General features: G+C 65.5%; 25 protein-coding genes. 16 read left to right on the top strand and 9 right to left on the bottom strand.

Translation table 11 applies throughout. The annotated features are described in order from the left end of the window. Positions 1-150: 150 nt before the first annotated feature. The 3 genes from J1N50_RS17395 (at position 151) to J1N50_RS17385 (ending at position 7,247) form a co-directional block, all read left to right on the top strand. Positions 151-2,769, top strand: a complete 2,619-nt coding sequence (locus J1N50_RS17395) for a TonB-dependent receptor (RefSeq protein WP_215356101.1) — start codon at positions 151-153, stop codon at positions 2,767-2,769. A gap of 70 nt (positions 2,770-2,839) precedes the next feature. Then, entirely contained in the window at positions 2,840-4,528 is a 1,689-nt protein-coding gene (locus J1N50_RS17390; RefSeq protein ID WP_215356099.1) for a hypothetical protein, read from the top strand. Positions 4,529-4,712: 184 nt separating this feature from the next. Further along, positions 4,713-7,247 carry a TonB-dependent receptor gene (locus J1N50_RS17385; RefSeq protein ID WP_215356097.1) on the top strand — a complete coding sequence of 845 codons (2,535 nt, stop codon included), beginning with the start codon at positions 4,713-4,715 and terminating at the stop codon, positions 7,245-7,247. A gap of 122 nt (positions 7,248-7,369) precedes the next feature. Here the strand turns inward: J1N50_RS17385 and J1N50_RS17380 are convergent, their stop codons facing one another. Then, complete coding sequence (locus J1N50_RS17380) at positions 7,370-10,321, bottom strand: TonB-dependent receptor (RefSeq protein WP_215356095.1); 2,952 nt, start codon at positions 10,319-10,321, stop codon at positions 7,370-7,372. A gap of 244 nt (positions 10,322-10,565) precedes the next feature. Between J1N50_RS17380 and J1N50_RS17375 the strand changes: the two genes are divergently transcribed. Both J1N50_RS17375 and folE read left to right on the top strand, forming a co-directional pair. After that, positions 10,566-10,745: a hypothetical protein gene (locus tag J1N50_RS17375; RefSeq protein ID WP_215356093.1), complete on the top strand. Its 180-nt coding sequence runs from the start codon at positions 10,566-10,568 to the stop codon at positions 10,743-10,745. Between the two features lie 11 nt (positions 10,746-10,756). Beyond that, complete coding sequence (gene folE / locus J1N50_RS17370; protein WP_058454650.1) at positions 10,757-11,353, top strand: GTP cyclohydrolase I FolE; 597 nt, start codon at positions 10,757-10,759, stop codon at positions 11,351-11,353. A 9-nt stretch (positions 11,354-11,362) separates the two neighbouring features. Here folE and J1N50_RS17365 read toward each other — a convergent pair whose 3' ends face one another. From J1N50_RS17365 to J1N50_RS17355, 3 genes are read right to left on the bottom strand one after another with little or no spacing between them, the layout of a single operon-like run. Then, a complete protein-coding gene (locus tag J1N50_RS17365) occupies positions 11,363-12,010 on the bottom strand; it encodes a heme exporter protein CcmB (RefSeq protein ID WP_215356091.1) in 648 nt (215 codons plus the stop codon). Then, complete coding sequence (gene ccmA / locus J1N50_RS17360) at positions 12,007-12,591, bottom strand: heme ABC exporter ATP-binding protein CcmA (RefSeq protein WP_343227913.1); 585 nt, start codon at positions 12,589-12,591, stop codon at positions 12,007-12,009. The genes J1N50_RS17365 and ccmA overlap by 4 nt, the downstream gene beginning before the upstream one ends. Then, positions 12,588-13,016 (bottom strand): metallopeptidase family protein, encoded by a 429-nt coding sequence (locus J1N50_RS17355; RefSeq protein WP_215356087.1) that lies wholly within the window; start codon positions 13,014-13,016, stop codon positions 12,588-12,590. Before J1N50_RS17355 ends, ccmA begins: the two co-directional genes overlap by 4 nt. A 52-nt stretch (positions 13,017-13,068) precedes the next feature. Here J1N50_RS17355 and J1N50_RS17350 point away from each other — a divergent pair, with 52 nt between their 5' ends. After that, positions 13,069-13,356, top strand: a complete 288-nt coding sequence (locus J1N50_RS17350) for a 4a-hydroxytetrahydrobiopterin dehydratase (RefSeq protein ID WP_215356085.1) — start codon at positions 13,069-13,071, stop codon at positions 13,354-13,356. 103 nt (positions 13,357-13,459) lie between these two features. Here J1N50_RS17350 and rplI read toward each other — a convergent pair whose 3' ends face one another. From rplI to J1N50_RS17330, 4 genes are all read right to left on the bottom strand, one after another. Then, the gene (gene rplI / locus J1N50_RS17345) at positions 13,460-14,086 is read right to left on the bottom strand and encodes a 50S ribosomal protein L9 (RefSeq protein ID WP_215356082.1); all 627 of its coding nucleotides are present in this window, start codon (positions 14,084-14,086) and stop codon (positions 13,460-13,462) included. Between the two features lie 13 nt (positions 14,087-14,099). Then, positions 14,100-14,324: a 30S ribosomal protein S18 gene (gene rpsR / locus J1N50_RS17340; protein ID WP_058454644.1), complete on the bottom strand. Its 225-nt coding sequence runs from the start codon at positions 14,322-14,324 to the stop codon at positions 14,100-14,102. 11 nt (positions 14,325-14,335) lie between these two features. Further along, complete coding sequence (gene rpsF, locus J1N50_RS17335) at positions 14,336-14,701, bottom strand: 30S ribosomal protein S6 (RefSeq protein WP_058454643.1); 366 nt, start codon at positions 14,699-14,701, stop codon at positions 14,336-14,338. A 158-nt stretch (positions 14,702-14,859) separates the two neighbouring features. After that, positions 14,860-16,245, bottom strand: a complete 1,386-nt coding sequence (locus J1N50_RS17330; protein ID WP_215356080.1) for a Mur ligase family protein — start codon at positions 16,243-16,245, stop codon at positions 14,860-14,862. A gap of 157 nt (positions 16,246-16,402) precedes the next feature. Here J1N50_RS17330 and J1N50_RS17325 point away from each other — a divergent pair, with 157 nt between their 5' ends. The 5 genes from J1N50_RS17325 (at position 16,403) to J1N50_RS17305 (ending at position 20,095) form a co-directional block, all read left to right on the top strand. Further along, a complete protein-coding gene (locus tag J1N50_RS17325) occupies positions 16,403-17,230 on the top strand; it encodes an LD-carboxypeptidase (protein WP_215356077.1) in 828 nt (275 codons plus the stop codon). A 105-nt stretch (positions 17,231-17,335) separates the two neighbouring features. After that, on the top strand, positions 17,336-18,274 hold the full coding sequence (fabD, locus tag J1N50_RS17320) for an ACP S-malonyltransferase (protein WP_215356075.1): 939 nt from the start codon (positions 17,336-17,338) through the stop codon (positions 18,272-18,274). Positions 18,275-18,311: 37 nt separating this feature from the next. Beyond that, entirely contained in the window at positions 18,312-18,776 is a 465-nt protein-coding gene (locus J1N50_RS17315; protein WP_215356073.1) for a GxxExxY protein, read from the top strand. A gap of 4 nt (positions 18,777-18,780) precedes the next feature. Beyond that, complete coding sequence (fabG, locus tag J1N50_RS17310) at positions 18,781-19,521, top strand: 3-oxoacyl-[acyl-carrier-protein] reductase (protein ID WP_215356071.1); 741 nt, start codon at positions 18,781-18,783, stop codon at positions 19,519-19,521. Positions 19,522-19,555: 34 nt separating this feature from the next. Further along, complete coding sequence (locus tag J1N50_RS17305; protein WP_215356068.1) at positions 19,556-20,095, top strand: hypothetical protein; 540 nt, start codon at positions 19,556-19,558, stop codon at positions 20,093-20,095. A gap of 63 nt (positions 20,096-20,158) precedes the next feature. Here J1N50_RS17305 and J1N50_RS17300 read toward each other — a convergent pair whose 3' ends face one another. Further along, positions 20,159-22,228, bottom strand: a complete 2,070-nt coding sequence (locus tag J1N50_RS17300) for a TonB-dependent receptor (RefSeq protein ID WP_215356066.1) — start codon at positions 22,226-22,228, stop codon at positions 20,159-20,161. Positions 22,229-22,424: 196 nt separating this feature from the next. Between J1N50_RS17300 and J1N50_RS17295 the strand changes: the two genes are divergently transcribed. From J1N50_RS17295 to rsmH, 5 genes are all read left to right on the top strand, one after another. Continuing rightward, positions 22,425-23,396 (top strand): cysteine synthase A, encoded by a 972-nt coding sequence (locus J1N50_RS17295; RefSeq protein WP_215356064.1) that lies wholly within the window; start codon positions 22,425-22,427, stop codon positions 23,394-23,396. Next, a complete protein-coding gene (locus J1N50_RS17290; RefSeq protein WP_246553733.1) occupies positions 23,393-23,776 on the top strand; it encodes a hypothetical protein in 384 nt (127 codons plus the stop codon). Before J1N50_RS17295 ends, J1N50_RS17290 begins: the two co-directional genes overlap by 4 nt. After that, complete coding sequence (locus J1N50_RS17285; protein ID WP_215356062.1) at positions 23,773-24,921, top strand: Gldg family protein; 1,149 nt, start codon at positions 23,773-23,775, stop codon at positions 24,919-24,921. Before J1N50_RS17290 ends, J1N50_RS17285 begins: the two co-directional genes overlap by 4 nt. Positions 24,922-25,226: 305 nt before the next feature. After that, positions 25,227-25,727, top strand: coding sequence for a division/cell wall cluster transcriptional repressor MraZ (locus J1N50_RS17280; protein ID WP_215356061.1), 501 nt, complete (start codon positions 25,227-25,229; stop codon positions 25,725-25,727). Further along, positions 25,694-26,557, top strand: an 864-nt coding sequence (gene rsmH, locus J1N50_RS17275; RefSeq protein ID WP_425516957.1) for a 16S rRNA (cytosine(1402)-N(4))-methyltransferase RsmH, incomplete at its 3' end; no start/stop codon positions are given. The genes J1N50_RS17280 and rsmH, both read left to right, overlap by 34 nt.

Below are 26,557 nucleotides of genomic sequence, written 5' to 3'. Positions count from 1 at the left end.
GGTGCGTTCGGCCTGCCGCATCGATTGCGGGCGCCCGGACATTCCCTGAAAATGAGGACAAGCAGCGCACGCCGCTTCATTTGTCCGCAAAAGTAACCGGTGTCATTCCTTGTCAGCGCGGGAATGCATTGTAAAAGTGGGAGGGATCAGATGGCAAATCGGGCGAAATACGGCGTCGGAATGTGGGCGCGGCTGGTGGGCGGCGCTTCGCTCGCGGTGCTGGCGGTGACCCCGGCGCTCGCGCAGGATCAGGCGGGCGGCACTGCCGCCGATCCGCCCGGCGAGGAAATCATCGTCACGGGCATTCGCGCGTCGCTCGAACAGGCCGCGGACATCAAGCGCGATGCGCCGCAGGTGATGGATGTCATCACGGCGGAGGACGTCGGCAAGCTCCCCGATTCAAACGTTGCCGAAGCGTTGCAGCGCGTGACCGGCGTTCAGATCACCCGCGTCTTCGGCGAAGGCCAGTCGGTATCGGTGCGCGGCCTGCAGCAGGTGCGCGTCGAGGTCGACGGCCGCACCCTGCTCGGCTGGTCGGCGCGCCTGTCGCCGCCCGAGAACGACCAGCTCGGCCGCTCTTCGGGGCTCGATTCGGTGCCGTCCAGCCTGTTCGGCCGCCTCGAAGTCCGCAAATCGCCGCTGGCCAGCCAGGCCGAGGGCGGGCTCGGCGGCACGGTCAATCTGGTCACGCCGAAGCCGCTGTCGTTCAAGGAGCCGACGATTTCGGTGCGCGCGCAGGGCGTCTATTCCGAAAACACCGACAAGTTCGAACCCGCGATCACCGGCTTTGCGACGACCAAGTTCGCCGACGGCCGCATCGGCGTCATGATCGCCGGCGAATATCAGAAGCGCACCTCGACGACCCAGACGTTCGAGCGCAACAATTTCCTCAACCGCAATTACACCGGAACGGGCGGCGGGGCGATCCCGACTCCGGTGCTGCTGCAATATGAACAGTTCGTCGTCGATCGCTCGCGGCTCGGCCTCAACGGCGCGATCCAGTTCGAGGTGACCCCCGAATTCACGATCACCGCCGACGCGCTCTATTCGAAACTGAAGACCGGACGGCACCAGGATTTCTTTGCCTTTCGCCTGCCGACGGGCAGCAACCCCGTCACCAATCGCGTCGTCGAGGACGGCATGGTCGTCGCGGGCAACGCCAACGGCACGGTGACCACCGCGGGGCAGATCCGCAACGAGCCGACCGAGAGCTTCCTCTACGGGCTCAACGGCAAGTACGAGAATGACGGACTGACGGTCGAGGCCGACGGCTATTACAGCAAGGGCACGATCGACCAGACGATCCAGATCATCACGTTGCAGGCGACCGCCGCGGTCCCCGGCGCGTTCGATTTCCGGGACCAGACGGTCCCGTCGCTGACGCTGGGCGGAACCTTCAATCCGACCAACTATGCCTCCTACAATCCCGCGAACAACGGCGTGCGCAGCAACCGCCTCATCGGCCTGCTCGAGGAATGGACCGGCAAGCTCGACGTCAGCTACGAGGCTGACAGCGGCGTCACCATTTCGGCGGGCGTGCGCTACACCGACCTCCACGCCCGCTCCAACGCCTTTCGTAGTCAGGTGACCCCGACCCGCGCCGAGATCGAGCCCTATCTGAAGCTCATCAATGCTGGCGACATCCTGGCGGATATCCCGGGCAGCTTTCCGCGCAGCTTCCTCAGCACCGCGCCGACTTTCGACTATGTCTTCAACCGCGCACAGGCGGCCGAGCCCAACCCCGATCCGAATGGCCGTTCGACGCTGCTTCCCAATCTGCAGCGCGACTATGATCTCAGCGAAAAGACGATCGCGGGCTATCTGATGGTGTCGGGCGAGGGCGAGATTCTCGGCGTGCCGTACAAGGCGAATGGCGGCGTCCGCATCGCGGCGACGCGCCTGTCGGTTGACAGCTATGTCAACGTCGGGGCGGTCAGCACGCTGCGCAACGACAAGAACCGCTACACCACCGTGCTGCCGAGCGCGAACATCGCGTTCAACGTCACCGACAATTTCCTCGTCCGCGTGTCGGGATCGCAGACGATGCAGCGCGCGTCGATCGCCGACCTCGCGCCATCGACCTTCTTCAACGCGACGAACCTGTCGGTTACCGGCGGCAACGTGAACCTGAAGCCGCCGATCTCGACGCAGGCCGACGTCAGCTTTGAATATTACACCGGCAAGAGCTCGCTGATCTCTGGCGCCGTCTTCTATAAGGACGTCAAGGATTTCATTGCCAGTTTCGTGACCTCGGGGGTCGACACCAACCTCGATCCGCAGGGTCGGGTGCTCGTATTCTCGCGTCCGGAGAATCTGGCGAGCGCGAAGATCAAGGGTTTTGAAATCGGCATCCAGCAGTTCGCCGATTTCCTGCCGTCGCCGCTCGACGGCCTCGGCATCATCGCGAACTACACCTATTCGGACTCCGAAGACCAGTCGGGCTTCCCGCTCGTTGCGGTGTCGAAGAACAGCTATAACCTCGTCGGCCTGTACGAGAAGGGACCGTTCTCGGCTCGCCTGGCGTACAATTATCGCGACGAGGCGGTGTTCGAATTTTCCGAAGGGCGGCCGAGCTTCATCGGCTCGCGCTCGCAGCTCGACGCGCAGGTCGGATTCGACATCAACAGGAATTTCGCCCTGTCGCTGCAGGCGCAGAATCTGATGCCGAAGAAATCGGCGACGAAGGAATATAGTGTGAACGAAGTCGCCCTGAACAGCTATGCTCTGTCGGAGCGGCGCTTTTCGGTCGGGCTCCGCGCCAAATTCTGATTCCTTGAGAACGGCGCGGCGCCCGTCCACAAGCGCCGCGCTGTCCACGGACGATATGGGAATGAATGATATGCGATTGCCTGACCGGGCCGGACGCCCCCTCCGTCTCGCCCTGTTCCTGTCGGCTGCGGCAGCGTGCGGGACGATGGCTCAGGCTCGGCCGGGCGATCTGCCAAGGATACTCACCGACCGCGCGACGATGGCCGCGAACCCGCTGCCCGATTTCTCCTACGCGGGTTATGGTTTCGGGACGCAGCCGATCCCCGGGGATGACGGGACGGTCGTTGACGTGACCGGCTTCGGCGCGATCCCCGACGACGGGCTCGACGACACGAAGGCGGTGCTGCGCGCGCTGGCCGCCGCGAATGCCGTCAAGGGCAAGGTGACGCTGCGCTTTCCCAGGGGACGCACGCAGATCACCGAGGTGCTGCGGATCACGCGCAGCGACATCACGCTCGACGGCGCCGGTGCGGGGGCGGGGGGCAGCGAGCTCTGGTTCCCGCGGCCGCTGAAGCTGATCGACAAGAGCCATGATTATGACGAGCTGCGCGACTATCTCGTCCGCGAGAAGAAGCAGCAGGTCGAGCCCGAGCATAATATCGACTATCTCTTCACCGAATATAGCTGGGCGGGCGGGATGATCTTCGTCGCGCCCGAAGGAAGTCGGCCCGTATCCTATGACGCGGCGAAGGATGTCCGCGACCCGGTGCTTGCGAAGGGCGTCGCGGGCAAGCAATTCGCCCGCACCCTGACAGTCGACAGCGCGACCAGGCTGCGCGTCGGCGATGTTGTCCAGCTCCAGTGGTTTTCGGTCGATGGGCCGAAGAGCGCGATCCTGAAATCACTCTATGGCGACACCGACCTGCCGATCGGATCGCACCACTGGACCTCGCCCGACCGGCCGGTCGTGGTGCAGGCGACACGCGTGACGGCGGTCACCGGCAGGACGGTGACGCTGGGCGATCCGTTGCTTCACGACGTGCGCGCCGACCAGCCCGCGGTGCTTGCCGAGTGGCGGCACCTCACGAACGTCGGCATCCAGAATTTGCGCTTCCAGTTTCCCGACGCGCCCGCTTTCGGACATCATCTCGAGCAGGGCTATAACGGCATCTACATGACCGGGGTGTTCGACGGCTGGTTTCGCAACCTCGTCATCGACCAGTCCGACAGCGGCATCCTGACCGACAATGCCGCGAGCCTGACGATTGCGAATGTCACGACGACGGGGGCGCGGCGCGCGCATTATTCGGTGCATGTCGGCGCGGTGCACAATGTGCTGGTCCGGGATCTGAAGGTCGAAAATCCGGTCATCCATCCGCTCAGCGTCAACACGCGCTCGACGCGCTCGGTCTTTTTGCGCGCCGACGTCGCGGCCGGGGCGGTGCTCGACCAGCATAGCGGGTCCAACCACCAGAATCTCTTCGATCAGGTCACGCTTCATATCGACCCCGAGCAGGGGAAGGACGGCTGGGTCTATCGGTTGTGGGTCGGTGGCGGCGCGCCCTATTGGAAGCCGGGGCACGGGCTCTACAACACGCTGTGGAACGCGCGGCTGGTGATTCCGGAGAGCGTGCCGGTCGACGCGACGGTCGCGATCACCAGCGGGCTCGAGGGGCCGGGCGAACGGATCGTCGGGCTTCACGCCAACCGCCGGATCAGCGTCCACTATGATCCGGCACCTTATATCGAGGGCACCGGCGAGGCCGTGGCAGGCGCGCCGTCGCTCTACGATTATCAGCTCGCGCGGCGCCGGAAATAGCAAGCGGCGCTCGCTTCCGTAACGTAAACTGTTGCTATTCGGCCACGAATCCATGAAATATTGCCAATTTTCGCGCGCGCGCGTTGACGCGCCGATTGCGGTCGCTACAGCGACACGTTGCTGCCGGGCATCTCCCACTTAGGCCTTTGGGCTGCGTCCGGCGGTTTGGAGAGAGAGAGACATCATGACTTTGCGCAACATCCTGTTGGGCGCCACCATGCTGTGCGCCGCGACCACCCCTGCCTACGCCTTTGCCCAGGACGCCGACGCGTCTGCCGACACCGCGACCACCAATGACGACGCCGAATATGGCAACGAGATCATCGTTACCGCCACCGGCCGTTCGCAGATCGCACAGGATGTGCCGATTGCCCTGAGCGTCGTCGGCGGCGAGCAGCTTGCGAACGCCGGCATCTCGGACATTCGCGGACTGCGTCAGGTGGCGCCGAGCCTTCAGGTGACGACCGGTCAGTCGTCGGCGACCGGCGTCGTGCTGCGCATCCGCGGCATCGGCACCGCGGGCGACAACCCCGGGTTCGAGCCGGCCGTGGGCGTGTTCATCGACGGCGTGCTGCGGGCGCGTGCCGGTGTCGCGTTGGCCGACCTGCCCCCGATCGATCGCGTCGAAGTGCTGCGCGGTCCGCAGGGCACTTTGTTCGGCCGCAATACGTCGGCCGGTGCGCTCAACATCATCACCCAGAAACCCTCGTTCGACCTCGGTGGCTATGCCGAGCTCAGCTATGGCAATTATGACGAGATCGAGGCCAAGGCAGGCATCACCGGCGGTCTTTCCGAGGCGGTCGCGCTCCGGCTCGACGGTGGCTACCACAAGCGCGACGGCTATATCAAAGACGCCAATTCGGATCGCCGCTTCAACGATGTCGACCGCTGGTTCGTCCGCGGTCAGGCGCTGTTCGAAAAGGATGACGTCAGCCTTCGCATCATCGGCGACTATGCCAAGACCGACGAACAGTGCTGCGGCGCGATCAATACCAATTCGGGCTTCCTGATCGCTCCGAACCCGGCCGACATCAACACCGTGCTCGGCTTTGCGGCCAGCAACGTCATCCAGGCCTTTTCGGCCAACCCGCTGCTCGGCGGCGCCGTCGGTCGCATCGGGATCGTCCGGCCGTTCGACGCCAAGTCGCGCACGATGGCGACGTCGCCGAACCGCGACCTGTCCGAAAAGGTCAAGGAATGGGGCGTTTCCGGCGAGTTGAACTGGAATCTGGGCGATGTGACGCTCACCTCGATCACCGCCTACCGCGACTGGAAGGCGCTGCGTAACCAGGATATCGACTTCTCGGGTCTCGATCGCGCCTACCGCGACGGCTATCGCACCGGTCTGACCGACTTCACGCAGGAAATCCGGTTCAACGGTTCGGCGTTCGACGGCGGTCTCGACTGGCTGGTCGGCGGCTTCTACCTGAATGAAAAGACGACGCTCACCGACCGGGTGCGCTTCGGCACCCAGGCCGACCAGTTCGTCGACGGCATCTTCAACGCGCTGACCGCCGGTCAGCCGGGCCTGCCGGCGCAAGGCCTGCAGCTTTACGGCACGCTCGGGCCGCTGGTGCCGGTCTATGGCGGTGTGCCGCTTCCGCGCACCCCCAACGGTGGTGGTCAGGTTGCCGACCAATATAGCGTCAAGACCGAAGCCTTTGCGCTCTTCACGCATAATATCGTCAACTTCACCGACCAGCTCTCGCTGACGCTCGGCCTGCGCTACAACCACGAGAACAAGGACATCAAGGCCAACCTGAACTCGGTTGTTCCGGCCTGCTCCTTCCTGCAGAGCCCAGGCGCCGCCGCCTATCGCGCCGGTCTCGGTGCGCGCTTCCCGCTGGTCTATCTCTATGCCTGCAACCCGACCGTCAATTCGGAGTTCAACGGCAACTACACCGGCGACCGCAGCGAGAACGAGTTCACCGGCACGGCGAAGCTGTCGTTCAAGGTTACGGACGATGTCCTGCTCTATGGCGGCTACGACCGTGGCTACAAGTCGGGCGGTTACAACCTCGACCGCGGCTCGTTCGACAGCGTTCTGCTCGGCGGCAACGGTGCGCAGATCACCGACCTCGAATTCGGCAACGAAACCGCCGACGTTTTCGAAGTCGGCGTGAAGAGCAACTTCGGCCACGCCTTCCAGGTCAACGCCTCGCTGTTCCACTCGACGTTCAAGGGCTATCAGAACAACGCGTTCGAAGGGACGCGCTTCGTGGTCCGCAACTTCGACAAGGTGATCTCGCAGGGCGTCGAGCTCGACACGATCATCCGGCCGGTGAGCGACCTGACCTTCCAGTTCGGCTACACCTACCTCGATACCGAGGTGAAGGATCCGCTGGCGGGCAGCGACAACGGCAAACCGCTGACCAATTCGCCGCGCCATGTCATTACCTCGGCAATGACCTGGACGCCGCAGATCAGCAGCTCGGTCGGCGGTCTCGTCCACATCGATGCCCGCACGAACAGCGACTCGAACACGCTCAACTCGCCGCTCGGCGTGCCGTTCACGAAGAATGACGGCTATTCGATCGTCAACGCGCGCGTCGGCCTGAATTTCAACGACAACAAGTTCGGCATCGAGGCCTATGTCGAGAATCTGTTCAACAAATATTATAATATCACGTCGTTCCCGGTTCCGGAGCAGGGCACGAGCTTTGCGGTCTATCCCGCACCGCCGCGCTTCTACGGGGTGAAGCTTCGCGCTTCCTTCTAGGCGACGCATAACGGAAAGGGCGCGTCCGTCGGGCGCGCCCTTTTTGGCTTCTTGCCGGGGCAAAAGAAAGCCCGGCCTCTCGATGGAGAGGCCGGGCCTTTTTGTTTACGCGGTGCGCAGGGTCAGAATTTGACCCCGGCGCCGATGCCGTAACGGCGCGGTTCGAGCGTGAAGATGTTCGTGAACAGACCCGACGACTGGTCGGTCAGGTACAGACCCGTCGTTGCGTTGCTGTCGAAGATATTCTGCACGAAACCACGGACATACCAGCGGTCGTCCCTGCCGTTGAGCTGGATCTGGGCATTGGCTTGCGCATATCCCTTCACCTTGTTCACCCGGCCGTTGAAAATATTGCCATAGCTGTCGCCGGTGTAGGTGAGATCCATGCGCGGGACGAGCGACATGCCGCTGTCGAAGTTGATCGTGTGCTGGACACCGGCCGAGAATTTGACGTTCGGCGCCTGCGGCAGCTTGTTGCCCTTGATGCTGATCGGCACGCCGCCGCCATAAGCGGTGATCGCGCCCCCGGTCCCCGCCGCCGCCGCAACGAGCGCGTCGCAGCTCGAGAAGGCCCCGCTGCCGGCACCCAGCCCCGAGTCCGACGGGAAGGCGGTCGGTCCGCGCAGACCGTTGGCGGCGGTCAGCCCGCGGCTGGCGTTGATGCCGTTGTTGACCGCGGTGACGAAGGCATCGGCCGCCGCCTGGCCGCCGACATTGGCGACGATCGCGCAGTTGAACGCCTGGCCGATATCCTTGATGATCACCGAATTCGGCAGGCCACCCGACGGGTCGCGCTGGTTGATGAACAGCGTGTCGTCGGTAACCTTCGTGTTGAGGTAGCTGAAGCCGAGGTTGATCAGCCAGTCCGGATCGGGGCGAATGATGCCTTCGGCCTCGAAGCCCCAGATGTCGGCGTCGACATTGTCGTTGAGCGAGGTGCGCGCGACGATGCGGCTGAGCTGGAGGCCCTTGTACTTATAGTAGAAGCCCGTCAGGTTCAGCTGCAACTGGCCGCCGCCGAAGGTGTTCTTCGACCCGACCTCGAACGCGTCGACGATTTCGGAATCGAAGGATTCGGTCACGCCGGGAATGATCACCTGCAGTGCCGGATTGATGCCGCCCGACTTGTAGCCGCGCGAGTAGGACGCATAGAGGAGATTGTCGTCGGTGATCTTGAAGTCGACGACCGCGCGGCCCGTGAATTCGTCGAACTTGAAGGTGCGGTCGCGGAACCGCTGCGGTCCCGGCAGTCCGGTCGCGCCCGTGTCGGCGTCGAACGTTCCCGAATAGGGCGACTGGAAGATGTCGCCGGTCGTGGTGTACGGCACCAGGAAGTTCGCGAGCGTCGAGTTCGAGATGTCGTGCTTCTTGTCGTTGTTGTAGCGCAACCCGACGGTGAACTTCAGCCGGTCGCTCGCCTCGAAATAGGCCTCGCCGAAAATCCCGTAGGAGGTCAGCTTGAACATCTCGTCATGGTTACGGAAGTAGGGCGAGCCGAGGTATGAGGGCGGCAGACCCCGCGACAGTGCGGTGAAGGTACCGAACAGCGATGCGAAATAGTCGATCGAGAAGGCGTTGATATAATAGTCGCCGTTGGTCGTCTTCGACTGCGAATAGATGCCGCCGAGCAGGAAGTTGAACGGTCCGTCGAAGTCGCTGGTGATGATGGCTTCACCCGCCCAGCTTTCGTTCTTCGCGACCGAGCGGTCGAACGCGAGCGGCGTTGCCGCGCAGACGCCGTCGCCGCCGAAGACGCCGAGCCCGTTCGGATTGGTGTTCGACGTGCAGACATTGCCCGCCGGTCCGTTCGGGATCAGCGCAGCCGCGATCGGCGCGAAATAGGCGTTCGTGCCGGGCAGGCCGGGGATGCCATTGGCCGCGAGGAAGGCCAGCGAGTTCAGGCCCTGTTGCAGCGGGGCGCGGCTCGCGACGTCGAGGTTGTAATCCTGGCGCGAATCGACGCGGGTGCGTTGATAGATACCCGTCAGGCCGAGGTTGATCGTGCCGAAGCTGTGATCGAGGTGCGCCTGCGCCTGGATTTCGTCGGTGAAATATTCGGGCGTGAAGTCGGTGTTGACCGTCCGCACATCGGCCGGCTCGACCGAGGTCGCGTTGATGTCGGCGCCATAGAGGCTGCCGGTTCCAAGCCCGAGCGCGGGCGAAATGCCGTTGAGGCCGAACACTTCGCGCGAGCCCAGCACGCTGGGGAAGGTCGCGTTGCCGTTGACCTTGCCATATTCGCGGCGGTTGTTGAGGCAGCCGAGAACGCCGGTCGGGTCGCGCTGGCAAAGCTGCTTCTGGATGCGCAGGCGGTCATCCTTTTCGCGGAAATAATAGCCCATCAGGTCCAGCGTCGTGTCCGGGCCCGGCTCCCAGCGCAGCGAACCACGGATCGCGTACATTTCGCGACCGTCGATGTGGCTGTTGTCGAACAGGTTCTTCGTGTAGCCGCCGCGCTTCAGGTAGAAGCCCGCGGCACGGACGGCGAGGGTGTCGCCCAGCGGGACGTTGACCATCCCCTTGACTTTCCACGCATCGAAATTGCCATATTCGCCGTCGACCGACGCCTGGAATTCACCGGGCTTGGGCTTGGCGGTGACGAAGTTGACGACGCCCGACGTCGCGTTGCGGCCGAACAGCGTGCCCTGCGGGCCGCGCAGCACCTCGATGCGCTCGAGGTCGAAATATTCGGTCTCGAACAGGCGGGTGCCGAACAGCGGCGACCCGTTCACATGGATCGCGGTCGCGCTGTCGCAGCTGAAGCCCACGCAAAGGTCGCCGATGCCGCGAATGGTAAAGCTCGATCCGGTGAAGTTGCCCTTGGAAAAGGTGACGTTGGGCAGGGTGAGCTGAAGGTCGGACGCATTCTCGATCTGCTGCGCTTCCAGCGCTTCGGCCGAAAAGGCGCTGACCGCGATCGGCACGTCCTGCAGGCGTTCGGCCTGGCGCTGCGCCGTGACGACGATCTCGCTCCCGTAAGCATTGCTGCTTTCGTTGTCCGCGTTTTGCGCATGGGCCGGTGTCGCCACCGCCATCGCAAGGACCGACGAACCGATCAGTGCCTTGAACTTCATCAACATCCTCCCTTTTTCGAGCCCGCGCTGGCGGGCCGCCCAAACTCAATTGTGCTTAAAGGGGAGGGGCTGAGACCAGACATGCAAAAGGCACCGGGCCTGAAAGGCCAAGTGCCTGCGTGTATCCCGCTTTGCCAGCAAGGCTGGTCATCGTCCTCTCCCACCGGCGTCGGGGAAGTACGCCGGCATCTCCGGATTACGGCCCGCTTGAGCGAACTCTGTAATGCCTCGAAGGTGCGCCGAGTTGACGAAAGCGTCAAGTCACTTGTTCGCGGAAAAATTGGCAGAAATTCAGGCGAGTCCCGAAATGGAAAAAGCGCAGATTCCGCAACGTAAACTTGGCCGGGGTCGACAAATTATTGCCGTGCCGGGGTTGCGCATCGCGCGCTTCGCGCCGAAATGTGCGGCATTGATGCAACAGTGAAGGCAGGGTGGATGGCAAAGGTGGAACTGGGCGCCGACGGCAAGCCCGTGGTCCCGGACGAGGTGCTGGGGGCGGTGCGCACGCTGATCGAATGGGCCGGCGACGACCCGACCCGCGAAGGCCTGGTTGACACGCCGCGGCGCGTGGCGCGCGCGTGGCTCGAATATTGCCAGGGCTATGCCGAAGATCCGGCGATCCATCTGTCGCGCACCTTCGAGGAGGTCGGCGGCTATGACGAGATCGTGATGCTGCGCGACATTCCGTTCCAGTCGCATTGCGAACACCATATGGCGCCGATCACCGGCAAGGCGTCGATCGCCTATCTGCCGCGCGACCGGGTCGTCGGCATTTCGAAGCTCGCGCGCGTGCTCAACGGCTTCGCGCGGCGCCTGCAGGTGCAGGAGCGGCTGACCGCCGAGGTCGCCAAATGCATCTGGGACAATTTGCATCCGCACGGCGTTGCGGTGGTGATCGATGCGCAGCATGGCTGCATGACCGGGCGCGGCGTCCGCACGCCGGGCGTGGGAATGGTCACCAGCCGCCTGCTCGGCTGCTTCCTCGACGACGAGCGCAGCCGCAAGGAAGTGCTCGCGCTGATGGGATATTGATCGTCGGCGCTATTCGCGCAAACCCCTGAGCGCCGCGCCCGCCGCGAAGGGGCCGATCACTGTCAGCAGCAGGCTCGCCGCGCCAAGCAGCTTCATCGCGCCGCGCCCCGAGGGGTCGAGCATCCCCGCGCCGAAGATCAGCATCGGTACCGCCAGCGGCAGAACGAGCAGGCCGCCGATCGCGCTGCCGCCCTTGAGGTTGGCGGTCAGCGCTGCGCTGAGCACCGCGAGCGAGGCGAGCGCCGGGATCGCGACGGCAAGGCCCGTGGCGAGCGTCTGCACCCGCGTCGCATCCTGCGCCAGCAGCGCGGCGGCGGGCAGCAGCGCGACGAGTAAGGGCAGGCCGAAGCCGATGGCGTGGGCGGCAATCTTCACCGCCGCGACCGCCTCGTCGGCGAAGCCGCGCACCGCCAGCTGGTCGAGCACCCCCGCCTCGCGATCGGGGCGCACGAGCCGGTCGATCGGGAGCAGCGCGGCGAGCAGCGCCGCGACCCACATCATCCCGCCGCCGGTCCGTGCGAGCAGCGGCGCGTCGGGCCCGACCGCAAAGGGAAAGGCGGTCGCGACGAGCAGAAAGAAGACGACCGGCAGCCACAACGCCCCGCTGCCCCACGCGCGGCGCAGGTCGCGCCAGAACAGGGCGATGAGCGCCGTCATACGAACGCGCCCATGTCGATTTCGGCCAGATCGGAAATGCCGAGGGCGAAGTGCGAGGCGAGCAACACCGCGCCCCCGTTGGCGCGATGCTTCGCGATTCCCGCGACCAACCGCGCCTGCGCGGCATCGTCCATGCCGTTGGCGGGTTCGTCGAGCAGCCAGATCGGCGCGCAGCTGGCGATGACCCGCGCCATCGCGGCGCGTTTGCGCTGGCCGGTCGAGAGCATCGAGACCGGCACTTCGGCGAGCGAAGCCAGCGCCATGTCGTCCATCGCGCGCGTCACGGCAGGACCGTCGACGGTATCGACCCGCGCCCAGAAATCGAGCGCCTTGCGCAGCGGCAGCTCGGTATCGAGCGCTGCGGCCTCGTCGATCAGCGCGATGCGCTCGCGGCGTGTCACCGTGCCGGCAGCGGGCCGCAGCAGCCCCGCGGCGAGCCGGATCAGGCTCGACTTGCCGGCGCCGTTCGGTCCGCGCAGCCACAGCGCTTCGCCGCGGCCCAGCGCCAGCGACAGCCCCTCGAACACTAGCCGGTCGCCGCGGATGCACGCCACGCCGTCGAGCCGCAAAAGCTCCGTCACGCCATGTCTTCCAGCGCGTGCATATCGTCGTCGGAAAAGCCGAAATGATGGCCGATCTCGTGGATCAGCACATGGCGCACCAGCCAGTCGAGGCGCTCGCCGCCCTCGATCCATTCGACGAGAATGGGGATGCGATAGAGCGTCACCCGGTCGGGCATCCCGCCGCTGTGGTCGATGCTGCGCTCGGTCAGCGGGCGACCTTCGTAAAGGCCGGTGAGGTCATAGGGATGCTCGATATCGAGCGAGGCGAGCGTCTCGTCGTCGGCGAATTCCGCAATCTCGATCACGACGTCGCGGATGTGCGGCTTGAAGACGGCGGGCAAGGTCTCGAGCGCCGCCTCGGCCATCGCGAAGATCGCATCGGCGTCGGGAGCGGTTCCGGTCCAGCCGGGCGGAAGTCGGGTCGTGGCACTCTTGTCGCTCATCGCGCCCTTCCTTATGGCGGCGGCTCGGCCTTTACCAGCGGGAGAAAATGCGATGGTACGGAAACTCGACGATGCGCAGCGCGCGGCGCTGTTCGCGCGCTTTCCCGAATGGACCCACGAGCCGGTGCGCGACGGCATCACCCGCCGGTTCAGGTTCGACGATTTCGCGCAGGCGTTCGGCTTCATGGCGAGCGTCGCGATCATCGCCGAGAAAATGGACCATCATCCCGAATGGTCGAACGTCTATAATCGGGTCGACATATTGCTGACGACGCATGACGCAGAAGGACTGTCGGAACGGGACGTCGCGCTGGCCGAAGCGATCGAGGCTTTGCTTTAGGCAGGGGGCGGGGTTCGGCCCAGCCCGGTTCTGCCGGCAAAGAAAAAGGCCCCGGAACCTTGTCCCGAGGCCTTTCCTGTCTCTTGCGAGAGGCGAGGGAGGCTCAGGCTTCCTCGCCTTCGCCCGCGGCGGGCGCTTCGGCAGCCAGCTCCGACGGGGGCGTGGCGTCCTGGAACTCGTCTTCGCTGTCGGGCTCGAGGGCCGAGGCGACCGCTTCGGCCTGTTCTTCCTCGAACATGGCGGCGATCACGTCGATGCCCTGCTTCTGCATCTCGGCCTCGTCCGGCGAGCGCGCGACGTTGACCTGAACGGTCACGACGACTTCGGGGTGCAGCTTCACCTTGACGTCGAACAGGCCGAGCGACTTGATCGGGCGTTCGAGCTCGACCATCGCCTTGGTGATGGTCGCGGCGCCGTCCTCGACCAGCGCGTCGACGATGTCGCGCACCGAAACCGAGCCATAGAGCTGGCCGGTGTTCGACGCCTGACGGATCAGGACGACCTGCTTGCCGTCGACATCCTTGGCATGGCCTTCGGCGGCGGTGCGGCGTTCGGCGTTGTCGGCCTCGATCTTCGAGCGGTTCGCTTCGAACAGCTTGCGGTTGGCTTCGTTTGCGCGCAGCGCCTTGTTGTTGGGCAACAGGAAGTTGCGGGCAAAGCCGTTCTTGACGGTGACGACATCGCCGATACCGCCCAGTTTCTCGATACGTTCGAGCAGGATGATTTCCATCGGTCCGCGCTCCTTACTTCACAATGTAGGGGAGCAGGCCGATGTGGCGGGCGCGCTTGATCGCCTTCGCCAGCTCGCGCTGCTTCTTGGTGGACACCGCGGTGATCCGCGACGGGACGATCTTGCCGCGCTCCGACAGGTAACCCTGGAGCAGGCGGACGTCCTTGAAATCGATGACCGGTGCGTCCTTCGCGCTGAAGGGGCAGGTCTTGCGGCGGCGGAAAAAGGGTCGTGCCATTGTCGTTATCCTTATTCTTCGCCGTCGCGGTCACGGCCACGGCCGCCGCGGCGTTCCTGCTTGCGCATCATCACCGACGGACCCTTTTCGAGTTCGTCGACCTTGATGGTGAGCCAGCGGATGATATCTTCGTTGATCGACGCCTGACGCTCGATCTCGGCGATGGCTTCGCCCGACACTTCGGCCGACACCATCACATAATGACCCTTGCGGTTCTTCGCGATCTTGTACGCGAGCTGCTTGAGACCCCAGGTTTCGGTCTTGTGGACCTGACCCTTATATTCGGTCACGATGCCCGCGACACCTTCGGCGAGCGCATCGACCTGAGCCTGGCTCAGGTCCTGACGCGCGATAAAGACATGCTCGTAAAACGGCATGGTTTGCGTCCTTCGATTTGGCCGATCGCTGATTCCGCGCCAATCGCGAAACCCCTCCGGCTGTCGTCCGGCTTTGCGTATTGGTGCAAAGCAAACGGGGCGATGGCAACGTGGCCTCGCCCCGGATGAGCGCGCCTATACAGATTCGCGCGCGGAAATCAAGCTTGGCCGAGCTTTTCCAGCAACTCGCGCCCGAATTCGGTCAGCGTGTCGTCGCGCGCGCCGAGGATCAGGATGCGGTCGCCGGGCTTTGCTTCATCCAGCATCGCCGCGCCGCATTCGGCGCGGGTGGCGAGATGCACCGCATCGCCGCCGCCTGCGACGATATCGGCGACGAGCTTTTCGCTGCCGACGCTGCGGTCGACGGTGCCGCCGAAATAGACGGGATCGCTGACGTAGAGCTTGTCGCCGCTCCGCATCCCTGTCGCAAAGCTCGCCGCGAGTTCGGCGCCCATCTGGCGGAGCGGGCCATAGCCATGCGGCTGGAAGAAGAGCAGGGCGCGGCCGGGCAGTTCGGCGACCGCGGCGAGGGTCGCGGCCACCTTGTCGGGATTGTGCGCGAAATCGTCGATCACAGTGACGTCGTTCGCCTGCCCCAGCACCTCATAGCGACGCGCGAGGCCCGCGAAGCTTGCGAGCGCCGCCACCGCCTCTGCGACGGGAACGCCCGCCGCGCGGGTCGCGGCGATCGCGGCGAGGGCATTGGCGGCATTGTGGCGGCCGGGCATCCGCAGGGCGGCGGCGTGTGCCGTGTTTTCGACGGTCACCGTAAAGCGGCACCCCTCGGGAAGCGCTTCGAAGTCGCTGCCATGCACGTGCGCCGTTTCGGCGAAGCCGAAGGTGGCGACATTGGCGCCCGCGAGCAACGGCGCCGATTCCGCGTCATCGGTGTTGACCACGGCGATCCGTGCCTTGCCTGCGAAGTCGCCGAAGAGCTGGTGGAGCTCTTCGAGGCTCTTGTGGTCGAGGCTGATGTTGGTGACCACCGCAACGTCGGGCCGGTAAAGCGCGATCGATCCGTCGCTTTCATCGACTTCGCTGACATAGGTGGCGGCGTCCCCGACGAGCGCGCTTGCGAATGGCATTGTGTCGCTGGCGAAATTGCGCATCACCGCGCCGTTCATCACCGTCGGTCTGCCGCCCGCGCTTTCGAGGATCCAGCCGATCATGCCGGTGACGGTCGACTTGCCGCTGGTGCCGCCGACGCCGATGCCCCGATCCGCCTCGTTGAACAGCGCGGCGTTGAGGTCGGCGCGGGTCAGGCGGGGCAGGCCGAGCGCGTTCGCCGCGGCGATGTCGGGCACGCTGTCCTCGACCGCGGCCGAGGCGACGAGGATCTGGCCCGCGGTGACCCCGCTCCCGTCCTGCGGGAACAGCGCAATCCCCTGCCGTTCGATCCAGTCGAACTTGTCCGGCGATCGCCCTTGATCGCGGCTGCGATCCGACCCTGCGACCCTGGCGCCGCGCGCCGCGACGATCATCGCAAGCGGCAACATGCCCGACCCGCCGATGCCGCAGAAGAAATAGGATTTGTTTTCCGACATGGCGGGGCGATATGGCTTTAGAGAAGGGTATGCAACCGGCACTCACCCCAATTTCCGTTCGTGTCGAGCGAAGTCGAGACACCCCACGGGATGGCATGAGGCCGAGGGGCATCTCGACTTCGCTCGATGCGAACGGTTTGAGGGGTTGGTTCAGTCCATGCGTATTGGCATCGTCGCCCCTTCAACGCCCATCCTGCCCGACGATGCCGAGGCGGTGCGCGCGATCGCCAGCATCGGTTATCCCGACGTCGAACTCGAATTCGACCCGCAATGTTTCGCGGTCCACGGTCATTTCGCGGGCGAGGACGGGCATCGCTTTGCGGCGCTCGTCGACATGGCGAACCGGCCGGATATCGAGGCGGTCTGGTTCGCGCGCGGCGGCTATGGCGCGTGCCGCATCGCCGAGGATGCGGTCGCGGCGATGGCTCCGGCGGCGCGCGGAAAGGCGTTCCTCGGCTATTCGGATCAGGGGAACCTGCTCGGCGCGCTCTATCGCGACGGCTTCGACCATGTCGCGCACGGTCCGATGGTGGCCGACATTCGCCGCGAGGGCGGCGACGCCGCCGTTGCGCGCGCGCTCGACTGGCTCGTCGCGCGCGATCCCGCCGCGTGCGAGCCGGGGCTGGCGCACGGCGCACGGCACGCGGCGTTCAACCTGATGACACTGTCGATGCTGCTCGGCACTCCGCTCGAACCCGACCTGACCGGCCATGTGCTGATCGTCGAGGAGGTCAGCGAATATCTCTACGCCTTCGACCGCGCTTTCTTCCATGTCGCGACCTATCTGGCGCCGCGCGGGCTGGCGGGCATCCGGCTCGGCCGGGTCAGCGACGTGCCCGAGAACGACCGGCCGTTCGGGATGGAGGCGGAGGATATCGCGCGCGACTGGTGCGCGCGGAGCGGTATCGCCTGGCTCGGCCGGGCGGACATCGGCCACGACGCAGCGAACAAGGTCGTGCCCTTCGGCTTGCATCGCGCGGGGTGAAGGAATAGGCGCTTGCTCTTTCCGTCATCCCAGCGAAAGCCGGGATCGCTGGAGTGATAACGCAACCGATCCCGGCTTGCGCCGGGATGACGAGTAGGAAATTTCATGCGCGCATTCATCTTTCCGGGTCAGGGCAGCCAGGCGGTCGGTATGGGCAAGGCGCTTGCCGATGCATCGCCGGTCGCCCGCGAGGTGTTTCAGGAAGTCGACGAGGCGCTCGGCCAGAATCTCTTCAAGCTGATGAGCGAGGGCCCCGAGGACCAGCTCACGCTTACCGAAAATGCCCAGCCCGCGATCATGGCGAACGCGATCGCGACCTTGCGCGTGCTGGAAAAGGAAGGCGGCGTCACGCTCGCCGCCAAGGCCGATTATGTCGCGGGCCACAGCCTCGGCGAATATAGCGCGCTCTGCGCCGCCGGCGCCTTCGACCTCGCGACCACCGCGCGGCTGCTCAAGACGCGCGGGCAGGCGATGCAGGCGGCGGTGCCGGTCGGCGTCGGCGCGATGGCGGCGCTGCTCGGCGCCGATATCGAGACGGCGCAGAAGCTTGCCGACGCCGCGGCAGAGGGCGAGGTCTGCACCGTCGCCAACGACAATGACCCGTCGCAGGTCGTGATCTCGGGTCACAAGGGCGCGGTCGAGCGCGCCGTCGCGCTGGTCAAGGATTATGGCATCAAGCGCGGCGTATTGCTGCCGGTGTCGGCGCCCTTCCATTGCCCGCTGATGCAGCCCGCCGCCGACGCGATGGCCGAAGCGCTCGGCGCCAGCCCGCCCGCCGCGCCGCTGGTGCCCGTGGTCGCCAACGTCACCGCCAGCCCGGTCAGCGACGCCGACACGATCCGCGACCTGCTTGTGCAACAGGTCACCGGCCGCGTCCGCTGGCGCGAAAGCGTCGGCGCGATGGAGGAGATCGGCGTCGGCCAGTTCGTCGAGTTCGGCGGCAAGGTGCTCTCGCCGATGGTCAAGCGCAGCGCGTCCGGCGAGGTCGAAACGGTCAGCGTGATTTCGATGGACGATATCGAGGCGCTGCTGAAAACACTCTAGAATATTTCGCGCAGAGAACGCAGAGATCGCTGAGGAGATGGCTCGACATATTGACCAAATCTCGCATGATCTCATCGGCGTGGCCATGAGACTGCACACAGAAATTGGTCCTGGCTTGTTGGAAAGCGTCTACGAGACCTTGCTGGCCGGTCGTTTGGCGACAATGGGATATAAGGTCGAGCGGCAGCGACCGATCGGCATCGTCTTTGATGGAATTGAGTTTTCCGAGGTGGCCCGGGTTGATCTGCTGATCGATGAAAGACTTGTTGTAGAAATCAAATCTGTCGAGAAACTGCATCCTGTCCATGCGAAGCAGGTGCTAACCTATCTTCGGTTGCTGCGTATGCCCGTCGGGCTGCTGATCAACTTCGGTGAAATGACTCTCAAACAAGGGATCAGGCGTCTCGTCATCGACCATAAGGACTCTGCGTTCTCCGCGCTCTCTGCGCGAAATTCACATGGAGCCGACGTTCCGTTCGGCGAAGCAAATATGAAGGAATGACGAAATGTTCGATCTCACTGGCATGACCGCCCTTGTTACCGGCGCCAGCGGCGGCATCGGTTCGGCTATCGTGCAGGCGCTTGCGGCGCAGGGCGCGCGGCTTGCGGTTTCGGGGTCCAATGCCGACAAGCTGAACGCGTTTCGCGACACGCTCGGCGGCGATCATGTCGCATTGCCGTGCAACCTCGGCGACGCCGCCTCGGTCGATGCGCTCGTCCCCGCGGCGGTCGAGGCGCTGGGGCGGCTCGATATCCTCGTGAACAATGCGGGGGTCACGCGCGACAATCTGATCATGCGGATGAAGGACGAGGAGTGGTCGGATGTCATCCGCATCAATCTCGAGGCCAATTTCCGCCTGGCGCGCGCTGCTGCCAAGCCGATGATGAAGGCGCGCTTTGGGCGCATCATCTCGATCACCAGCGTCGTCGGCGCCACGGGCAATCCGGGGCAGGCCAATTATGCCGCATCGAAGGCGGGGGTGACCGGCATGAGCAAGGCGCTGGCGCAGGAACTCGCCAGCCGCGGGATCACCGTGAACTGCGTCGCGCCGGGCTTCATTGCCACCGCCATGACCGACGATCTGCCCGATGCGCAGAAGGAAGCGCTGAACCAGCGCATCCCCGCGGGCCGGATGGGCGAGGGAAGCGATATTGCCGCCGCCGTGGTCTATCTCGCGTCGAAGGAAGCGGGCTATGTTACCGGCCAGACCTTGCATGTGAACGGCGGCATGGCCATGCTCTCCTGACGGATTGATCCGTGGGGGTGGAAGGAACAGGTTGATGTTCAGGACTTTGGCGGGAAGCGCGGCTTTGGTGCTGGCGGCGGTCTCGGGAGCGGTGTCGGCGCAGGAAGGCGCAAAGTTCGACTGCCCGTTCGCCGCATCGGCGCCGGCCTTTCGCGCGTCGCTCGGCGAGGCGATGGTGGGGCAGGGCGATCCGGCCGAGCGAAGCGCGCTGGTCGAGCAGCTTCGCAAGACCGTCGATGGCTGCGTCGCCAGCCAGGGGGTCGCCGAAGCGCAGAAAGCGGATTATTTCGACTATAGCCTCGCGCGGATTTCGCGCGAATGGCTGATCGGCGCCATTGCCCGGGCGAACCTGAAGGCGGAAATCGTGGACAAGGCGCTCGATTTCGGGCCGGGCCGCGCGAACCCCGACCTGTCGGGCGACATGACCGAAGATCAGATCGTCCTGATCGTTCAAGGCTATGTCAACGCCGGGGTCGACATCGAAAAGGTCGACCAGTCGGTCTGGGAAAAGGTCGGGGCCTATGCGGCCGCGACCTCGATCTATTGGAACAAGCGCCAGCGCCTGCCTTTCTGAACCTTCGACAGGGACCGGGTCCGGCGGCGGTGCCGGACCCGGCCACCGCCGGACGAGCGGAGATCAGAAGCTCGCCCGCGCGGTGATGCGGATATCGCGGCCGGCGAGCGGCACATAATCCTTGGTGAAGCTCGCGTGGCGGCGCGCGTCGACGTCGAAGATATTGTCGGCGGCGAGCGTCAGCGACAGATTTTTCGTGTCTGGCAGCGGGCGCCAGGTCAGCGAGGCGTTGACGAGCGTGAAGCCCTTCGTCGCCGTCTCGAACGGCGCGATGCGGGTCTGGTCGTCGGTCCATTCGACCTCGGCGCGCGCGTCGATCCGTTCGCTCGATGCTTCGAGCCCGCCACGGATGCGCAGCGGCGGGATGCGCGGCACATAGGGCCCGTCGACGATCTTCGCGCGCGTCATGTCGGCGGTCGCATCGGCGGCGATGTGGAAGCCGCCGACCTGCGCGATCGGGGCGGCGCCCTCGAACTCGAAGCCCCAGACGCGCGCCTTGTTCTGGCGGAATTCGAACAGGGGCAGGTCATCGGCGATCAGGCCGGTGTCGGTTTCATAGATGAAATTGTCGAACCAGCTTGCGTAGCCGGTGAGGCCCGCCGACCAGCCGTCGCGCTTGAATTTCAGCGATGCCTCTCCGCCCCAGCTCGTTTCCTTTGCGAAGTCCGGGTTGCCGCGCTCATAGGTCAGCGTCGCGGCGTGCGGACCGTCGGACAGCAGCTCTTCCGCCGACGGCGCGCGCTCGCTGCGCGAGACCGAGAAGCTTGCCTTCAACCCGTCGGCAAGCTGGTAGGACAGACCCGCCGCGCCCGAGAAGCTGTCGAACGAGCGGTCGAAGCCGATGCTGTTGGCGGTCACCTTCGAATTTTCGAAGCGCAGCGCGCCTTCGAGTGTGACCGGGCCGCGTTCGAGTTCCTGCAGGGTGAACGCTGCGATGCGCGTCGTCTCGTTCGCTGGCAGGAAGGCTTCGTCGCCGATCGCCGCGAAGTCGCGGAAGCTGTACTGGATGCCGCTCGCCCCGCGCCAGCCGCCGCGGTCGTTCTGCGCCAGCTCGGCGCGCGCCTCGATCCCCTTGTTGGTGAATCGCGTCCCCGGCTCGCCATCGTCGAATTCGGTGTGCGCATAATCGGCATAGGCGCCGCGCACGCGCAGCTTTTCGAACAGGCCGTCGCCCAGCTCGACCTCGCCGCGCAGGTCGACGCGATATTGCCGCGCCCTGATTGTCGGTACTTCGTCGATGTCAGCGCGCGGCGGGATGCCATAATCATCCTCGAGGTAGCCGAAGCTGATGCCGAGCGAGCCGCCGTCGTCGATGAAGGCGGCGCCGACGCCCGCGCTCTTGCTGGTGCTCTGGCTGTTCGGAACCTTGCCGCGGCTGTTCGCCGCATCGGTTAGGCGCGTCGCTTCGGCGGCGTCGCCATCGGCGCTGGCGTCGGCGGCGAGGTCGAGCAGATGCGCGCGCAGTTCGGGGGCATAGATCAGCCCGCCGACGCGGACATTGTTCGAATCGCGGTAATTGCCGTCGGCATGGACAACGAAGCGCTCGCCGAGCGGCACGTCGACCGACGCGCCGATGCTCTTGTCGTCGGCGGCGGTGCCATAGCTGGCGAGCGCGTCGAGATGGAGCGGCGCTTCGGGGATGCCGCGCGGGATGCGCCGGTCGAACACGTTAACCGCGCCGCCGACCGCCTGGCTCGAAAACAGCAGGACCGAGGGGCCGCGCAGGATTTCGATGCGTTCGGCGGTCAGCGGGTCGATCGACACCGCATGGTCGGCCGAGGTCGAGGAGGCGTCGATCGCGCCGAGCCCGTCGACGAGCACCGCCGCGCGCTCGCCCGAAAAGCCGCGCAGGACGGGACGCGAGGCGCCAGGCGAGAAGCTGCTCGACGACACGCCGGGCTGCGAGGCGAGCGTATCGCCGATCTGGCCGCGGATATCCTGCGCCAGCTTTTCGCCTTCCATCACGGACACATTGCCGAGGATGTCGAGGCTGCGCACGAAGGGGGCGGTGACGACGATCGCCTGGTCGGTGTGATAATCGTCGTCGCCGGTCTGCGGCGTGGTGTCCTGGGCAAAGGCGGGCGCGGAAATCAGGACGGCAAGCGTGAAACCGGCGGCGGAGAGCAGTCGCATTGGGGAGATATCCTGTTGTTCGTGACGCGAATTCGAGGCGTCAGTAATGTTATACTGTTACAGACGCAACCCGGATTGGTTCGGTTGTGCCGCCGTTCGTCGGCGCCCGTGCTCCGTTGGTCGACAAAGGCGCGCGATGGCGCATCCTAGAGAAGCTGTCTTGCAGCGTTGGGGGCGCCGCCCTAGATCATGGGGCATGACCATTGCCAAAACCAGCCTCGAGCTGATCGGCAACACCCCGCTGGTGTTGCTCGAAGGACCGAGCAAAGCCACCGGGTGCGAAATCTGGGGCAAATGCGAATATGCGAACCCCGGCGGATCGGTGAAGGATCGCGCCGCGCTCTATATCGTCCGCGATGCAGAGGCGAACGGCAGTCTGCGCCCCGGCGGCACGATCGTCGAAGGGACGGCGGGCAACACCGGCATCGGCCTCGCGCTTGTCGGCAACGCGCTGGGGTACAAGACGATCATCGTCATGCCCGACAACCAGAGCGCCGAGAAGATGGCGACGATCCGCGCGCTGGGCGCCGAGCTCGTGCTCGTGCCGCCCGCGCCGTTCGCCAACCCCGGTCATTTCGTCCACACGTCGCGCCGCATCGCCGAGGAAACCGACAATGCGATCTGGGCGAACCAGTTCGACAATATCGCGAACCGCAAGGCGCATATTTTCGGCACCGCCGAGGAGATCTGGGAGCAGATGGAGGGCCGCATCGACGGCTTCACCTGTGCCGCGGGCACCGGCGGCACCATCGCGGGGACGGGGCTTGGCCTCAAGGCCAAGGACCAGACGATCACCGTTGCGCTCACCGATCCGCACGGCGCCGGGCTCTATAATTACTACCAGTGCGGCGAACTGAAACCCGAAGGATCGAGCGTGGCCGAAGGGATCGGCCAGAACCGCATCACCGCCAACCTGGAAGGCGCGCCGATCGATACCCAATTCCGCATCTCGGACGAGGAGGGGCTGAAGATCGTCCGCCAGTTGCTCGACGAGGAGGGGCTGTGCCTCGGCCTCTCGTCCGGGATAAATGTCGCCGGCGCGATGGCGCTCGCGCGCAAGCTCGGACCGGGCAAACGGATCGCGACGATCCTCTGCGACAGCGGCTTTCGTTATCTGTCGACGCTCTACAATCCCGAATGGCTGGCGAGCAAGGGGCTGGCGGCATGACGAACAAGACAACCGCAACCCGGTCGGGCGTCGAACCGCCGCCGGTGCAGGTCAGCGATTCGGTGCGCCGGCTCCAGATCGGCATTGCGGGTGTGCTGACGGTCTTGCTGCTCGTCGGCATGGCGGGGCTGATCGGCGACCGCGCCCGCGAAAGCGCCGCGCAGCAAGCCGCTCCCACCGCGCAGGCGGTTGCGCCCGGCACGACGAAGCCCGCGGGCAGCGCCCCGCTCGAGGAACTGGGCGTTCAGCCGGTCTCGAAGGACCAGAATGTGCCGAGCGACGCCAAGGCGCCGCAGGCGGCGCCGGTCCCGCCCGCGTCGACGGTGCCCGACCTTGAACCCGATCCGGCGCTCGCACGGGCTCGCCAATCGAAGCAGTGACCCGCGGCGGATCGCTTGCGCTGCGCGCTGCGACGGCGGCGCTTGTCGCGTTGTCGCTCGCGTGGATCCTCGGCGGGCAACGCGCGCTCGGAAGGGTCGATCCGGCGCTGTTGCTGCCGCTGGTCGCATTTCCGACGCTGATACTCGCATGGAGCCTGCGCTCCGCTGCCCGCGGCGAACGGTGGCGGGCGGTCGCGCTCTCCCTGCTCATGCTTCTCGCGGCACAAGCGATTGTCGCCCGCGCCATGTCGGATGGATCGCCCTGGCTCCAGCTCGCGCTGGTCGCGGTGGGATGGATCGTCGCCGCAACGGTCGCCGACACGCTCGTCCGGCGGCGGAGCGGCGCGGCGCCGACCTTCGTCATGGCGGCGCTGTTCGCCGCCGGCTGGTTTGCCGCCGGGCATGTGCTGCTCGCCGCGTTTTACCGGCCCGCAATGGCGTCCGGGCCGCCCGCCACCCTGCTCACCGGTCTGCCGCTGCGCTGGTCGGCGGGCGAGGATATGGCGGCGATGATCGCGGCGGGCACGAACGAGGATCCGGCGCTGGCCCGCCTGCGCGCGAGCGGACCGGTCGAGATTGTCGACAGCCTCGTCGATCACCCGCCCGTATCCGGTGGCGCGCTGCTCCTCGCGCATCCGCGCGCGCTGGCACCGCAGGAGCTGGTCGCGATCGACGCCTTCGTCCGCGGCGGCGGACGCGCCGTCATCTTCGCCGATGCGTTGACGGGCTGGCCGGTGCGCCATCCGATCGGCGATCCGCGCAATCCGCCGGTGACGAGCCTGCTGACCCCGCTGCTCGACCATTGGGGCGTCACGCTCGCCGCCGCGCCCGCTGGCGAGAAGGATCGGTCGGCGGGCGTCGGGGACGCAAGGCTGCGCCTGTTCAGCGCCGGCCGCTTCGAACGCCTGCCGTCCGCGTGTCAGGCGTTCGCTGCCAGCCGCATTGCCCGATGCCCGATCGGCCGCGGCGAGGTCTGGCTCGTCGGCGATGCCGACCTGCTCTTTGCCCCGCTGTGGCAGGGCGATCCCGTCTGGGCCAACCATCTGCGCCGGGCCGACACGATGGAATGGCTCGCCGCCCGTTTGTGGCCCGACGCTCCGCGCGCCCTATTCCGTCCGCTCTGGATTCGATTGCCCGCCGAATAAGCGTCTCAAAGCAGAGACTTCCCAAACTCCGGACAGCGATTCGCCACCGCATGCCCGTTGCTGCCCCTGCGCGCGGGTTGTTTTCGCGCGCCCCGACCCGTCCGGCTGCTCAATTCACCCCAAAATCACCCTTCTGGGGCATAGATTCCCCATATTACCCTAAATTTCCCCTTTTCACCCCGATGGAGTCTTGATAGGCAGGAGTCGGAGAGGGGCAATCTCCACCTGAGTCTTTCGGCGCGGAATCCATGGATTCCGCGGGCAGGGAATTATTGCCCGGAGGCGCGAGACGGGGGGCTACAGCGATGGCGGTTGTTACGCCCGGCCGGTATTCGGGCACCAACTTCGCCGCGATCGATGGCAAGGGACGCATCGCCGTCCCCTCGCAGTTCCGCAACAATGTGCCCCTCAATGCGGACGGCCAGCGCGTGCTTTGGGTCGGTTTCCACGAAAAACTCCCGTGCCTCGTCGCCTATGGCCAGGATCAATATGATCGCCTGTCCGACGAGATCGAGCGCGACCGCGACACCGCGCTGACCCGCAACCTCGATTTCGACGAGGACGAGGCGTTCAAGAAGCGCTTCAGCTATACCGAGGCCTATACGCTCGACGACAGCGGACGCTTCCTGCCCAACTTCACCGCGCGCGACCGGGTGGGCGAGACGGGGGCAACCGCCTTCGTCGGCTCGGGCCGCCGTTTCGAAATCTGGTGGTTGCCAAGCCTCGCCGAATGCGTCGAGGCCGATCCGGTCCTCAAGCGCCTCGCGGCAGTATGGGAAGAAACGAAGGGGAAGGCGCGAAAGTGACCGAGCTTGCCCCCGACCTTCCTCGGGATCCCCGCCACGACCCGGTCCTCCGTGAAGAAGTCATCGCCGCCCTCGCCATCCTGCCCGGGGAGCGTCATGTCGATGCGACTTTCGGCGCCGGCGGCTACACCCGCGCGATGCTTGCGGCGGGCGCACAGGTCGTCGCCTGCGACCGCGATCCCGACGCGATTGCCGAAGGGCAGGCGCTCGTCGCCGAGGCGGACGGCCGGCTGACGCTGATCCACGGCCGCTTCGGCGAGATCGACCGGCTGCTCGCCGAACGCGGGATCGATGCGGTCGACGGCATCACCTTCGACATCGGCGTTTCGTCGATGCAACTCGACCAGGGCGAGCGCGGCTTCTCGTTCCAGAAGGATGGTCCCCTCGACATGCGTATGGCGCAGGAGGGCGAAAGCGCCGCCGACTGGCTCAATCGCGCCGACGAGGAGGAAATCGCCGACGTCCTCTATCATTATGGCGACGAGCGTCAGTCGCGCCGCGTCGCGCGCGCGATCGTCGCCGCGCGCCCGCTCAGCCGCACGGCCGAGCTCGCCACCGTGATCCGCAAGGCGCTGCGTCATCCGCCCGGCGCGCCGAAGGATCCGGCGACGAAAAGCTTTCAGGCCATTCGTATCCACATCAATGGCGAACTCGACGAGTTGGTCGCGGGGCTGAGTGCCGCCGAGCGCATCTTGCGTCCCGGCGGCCGCCTCGCGGTGGTCAGCTTCCACAGCACCGAAGACCGGATCGTGAAGAATTTCCTGCGCGAACGCAGCGGCGGCGACGCCGGTGGTTCGCGGCACCGGCCCGCGCGTTCAACCCCCGCGCGG

Origin of the sequence: Sphingopyxis soli, from assembly GCF_018682675.1 — a bacterium.
GTDB lineage: Bacteria > Pseudomonadota > Alphaproteobacteria > Sphingomonadales > Sphingomonadaceae > Sphingopyxis > Sphingopyxis soli.
This window is presented reverse-complemented; position numbering and strand designations above follow the sequence as displayed.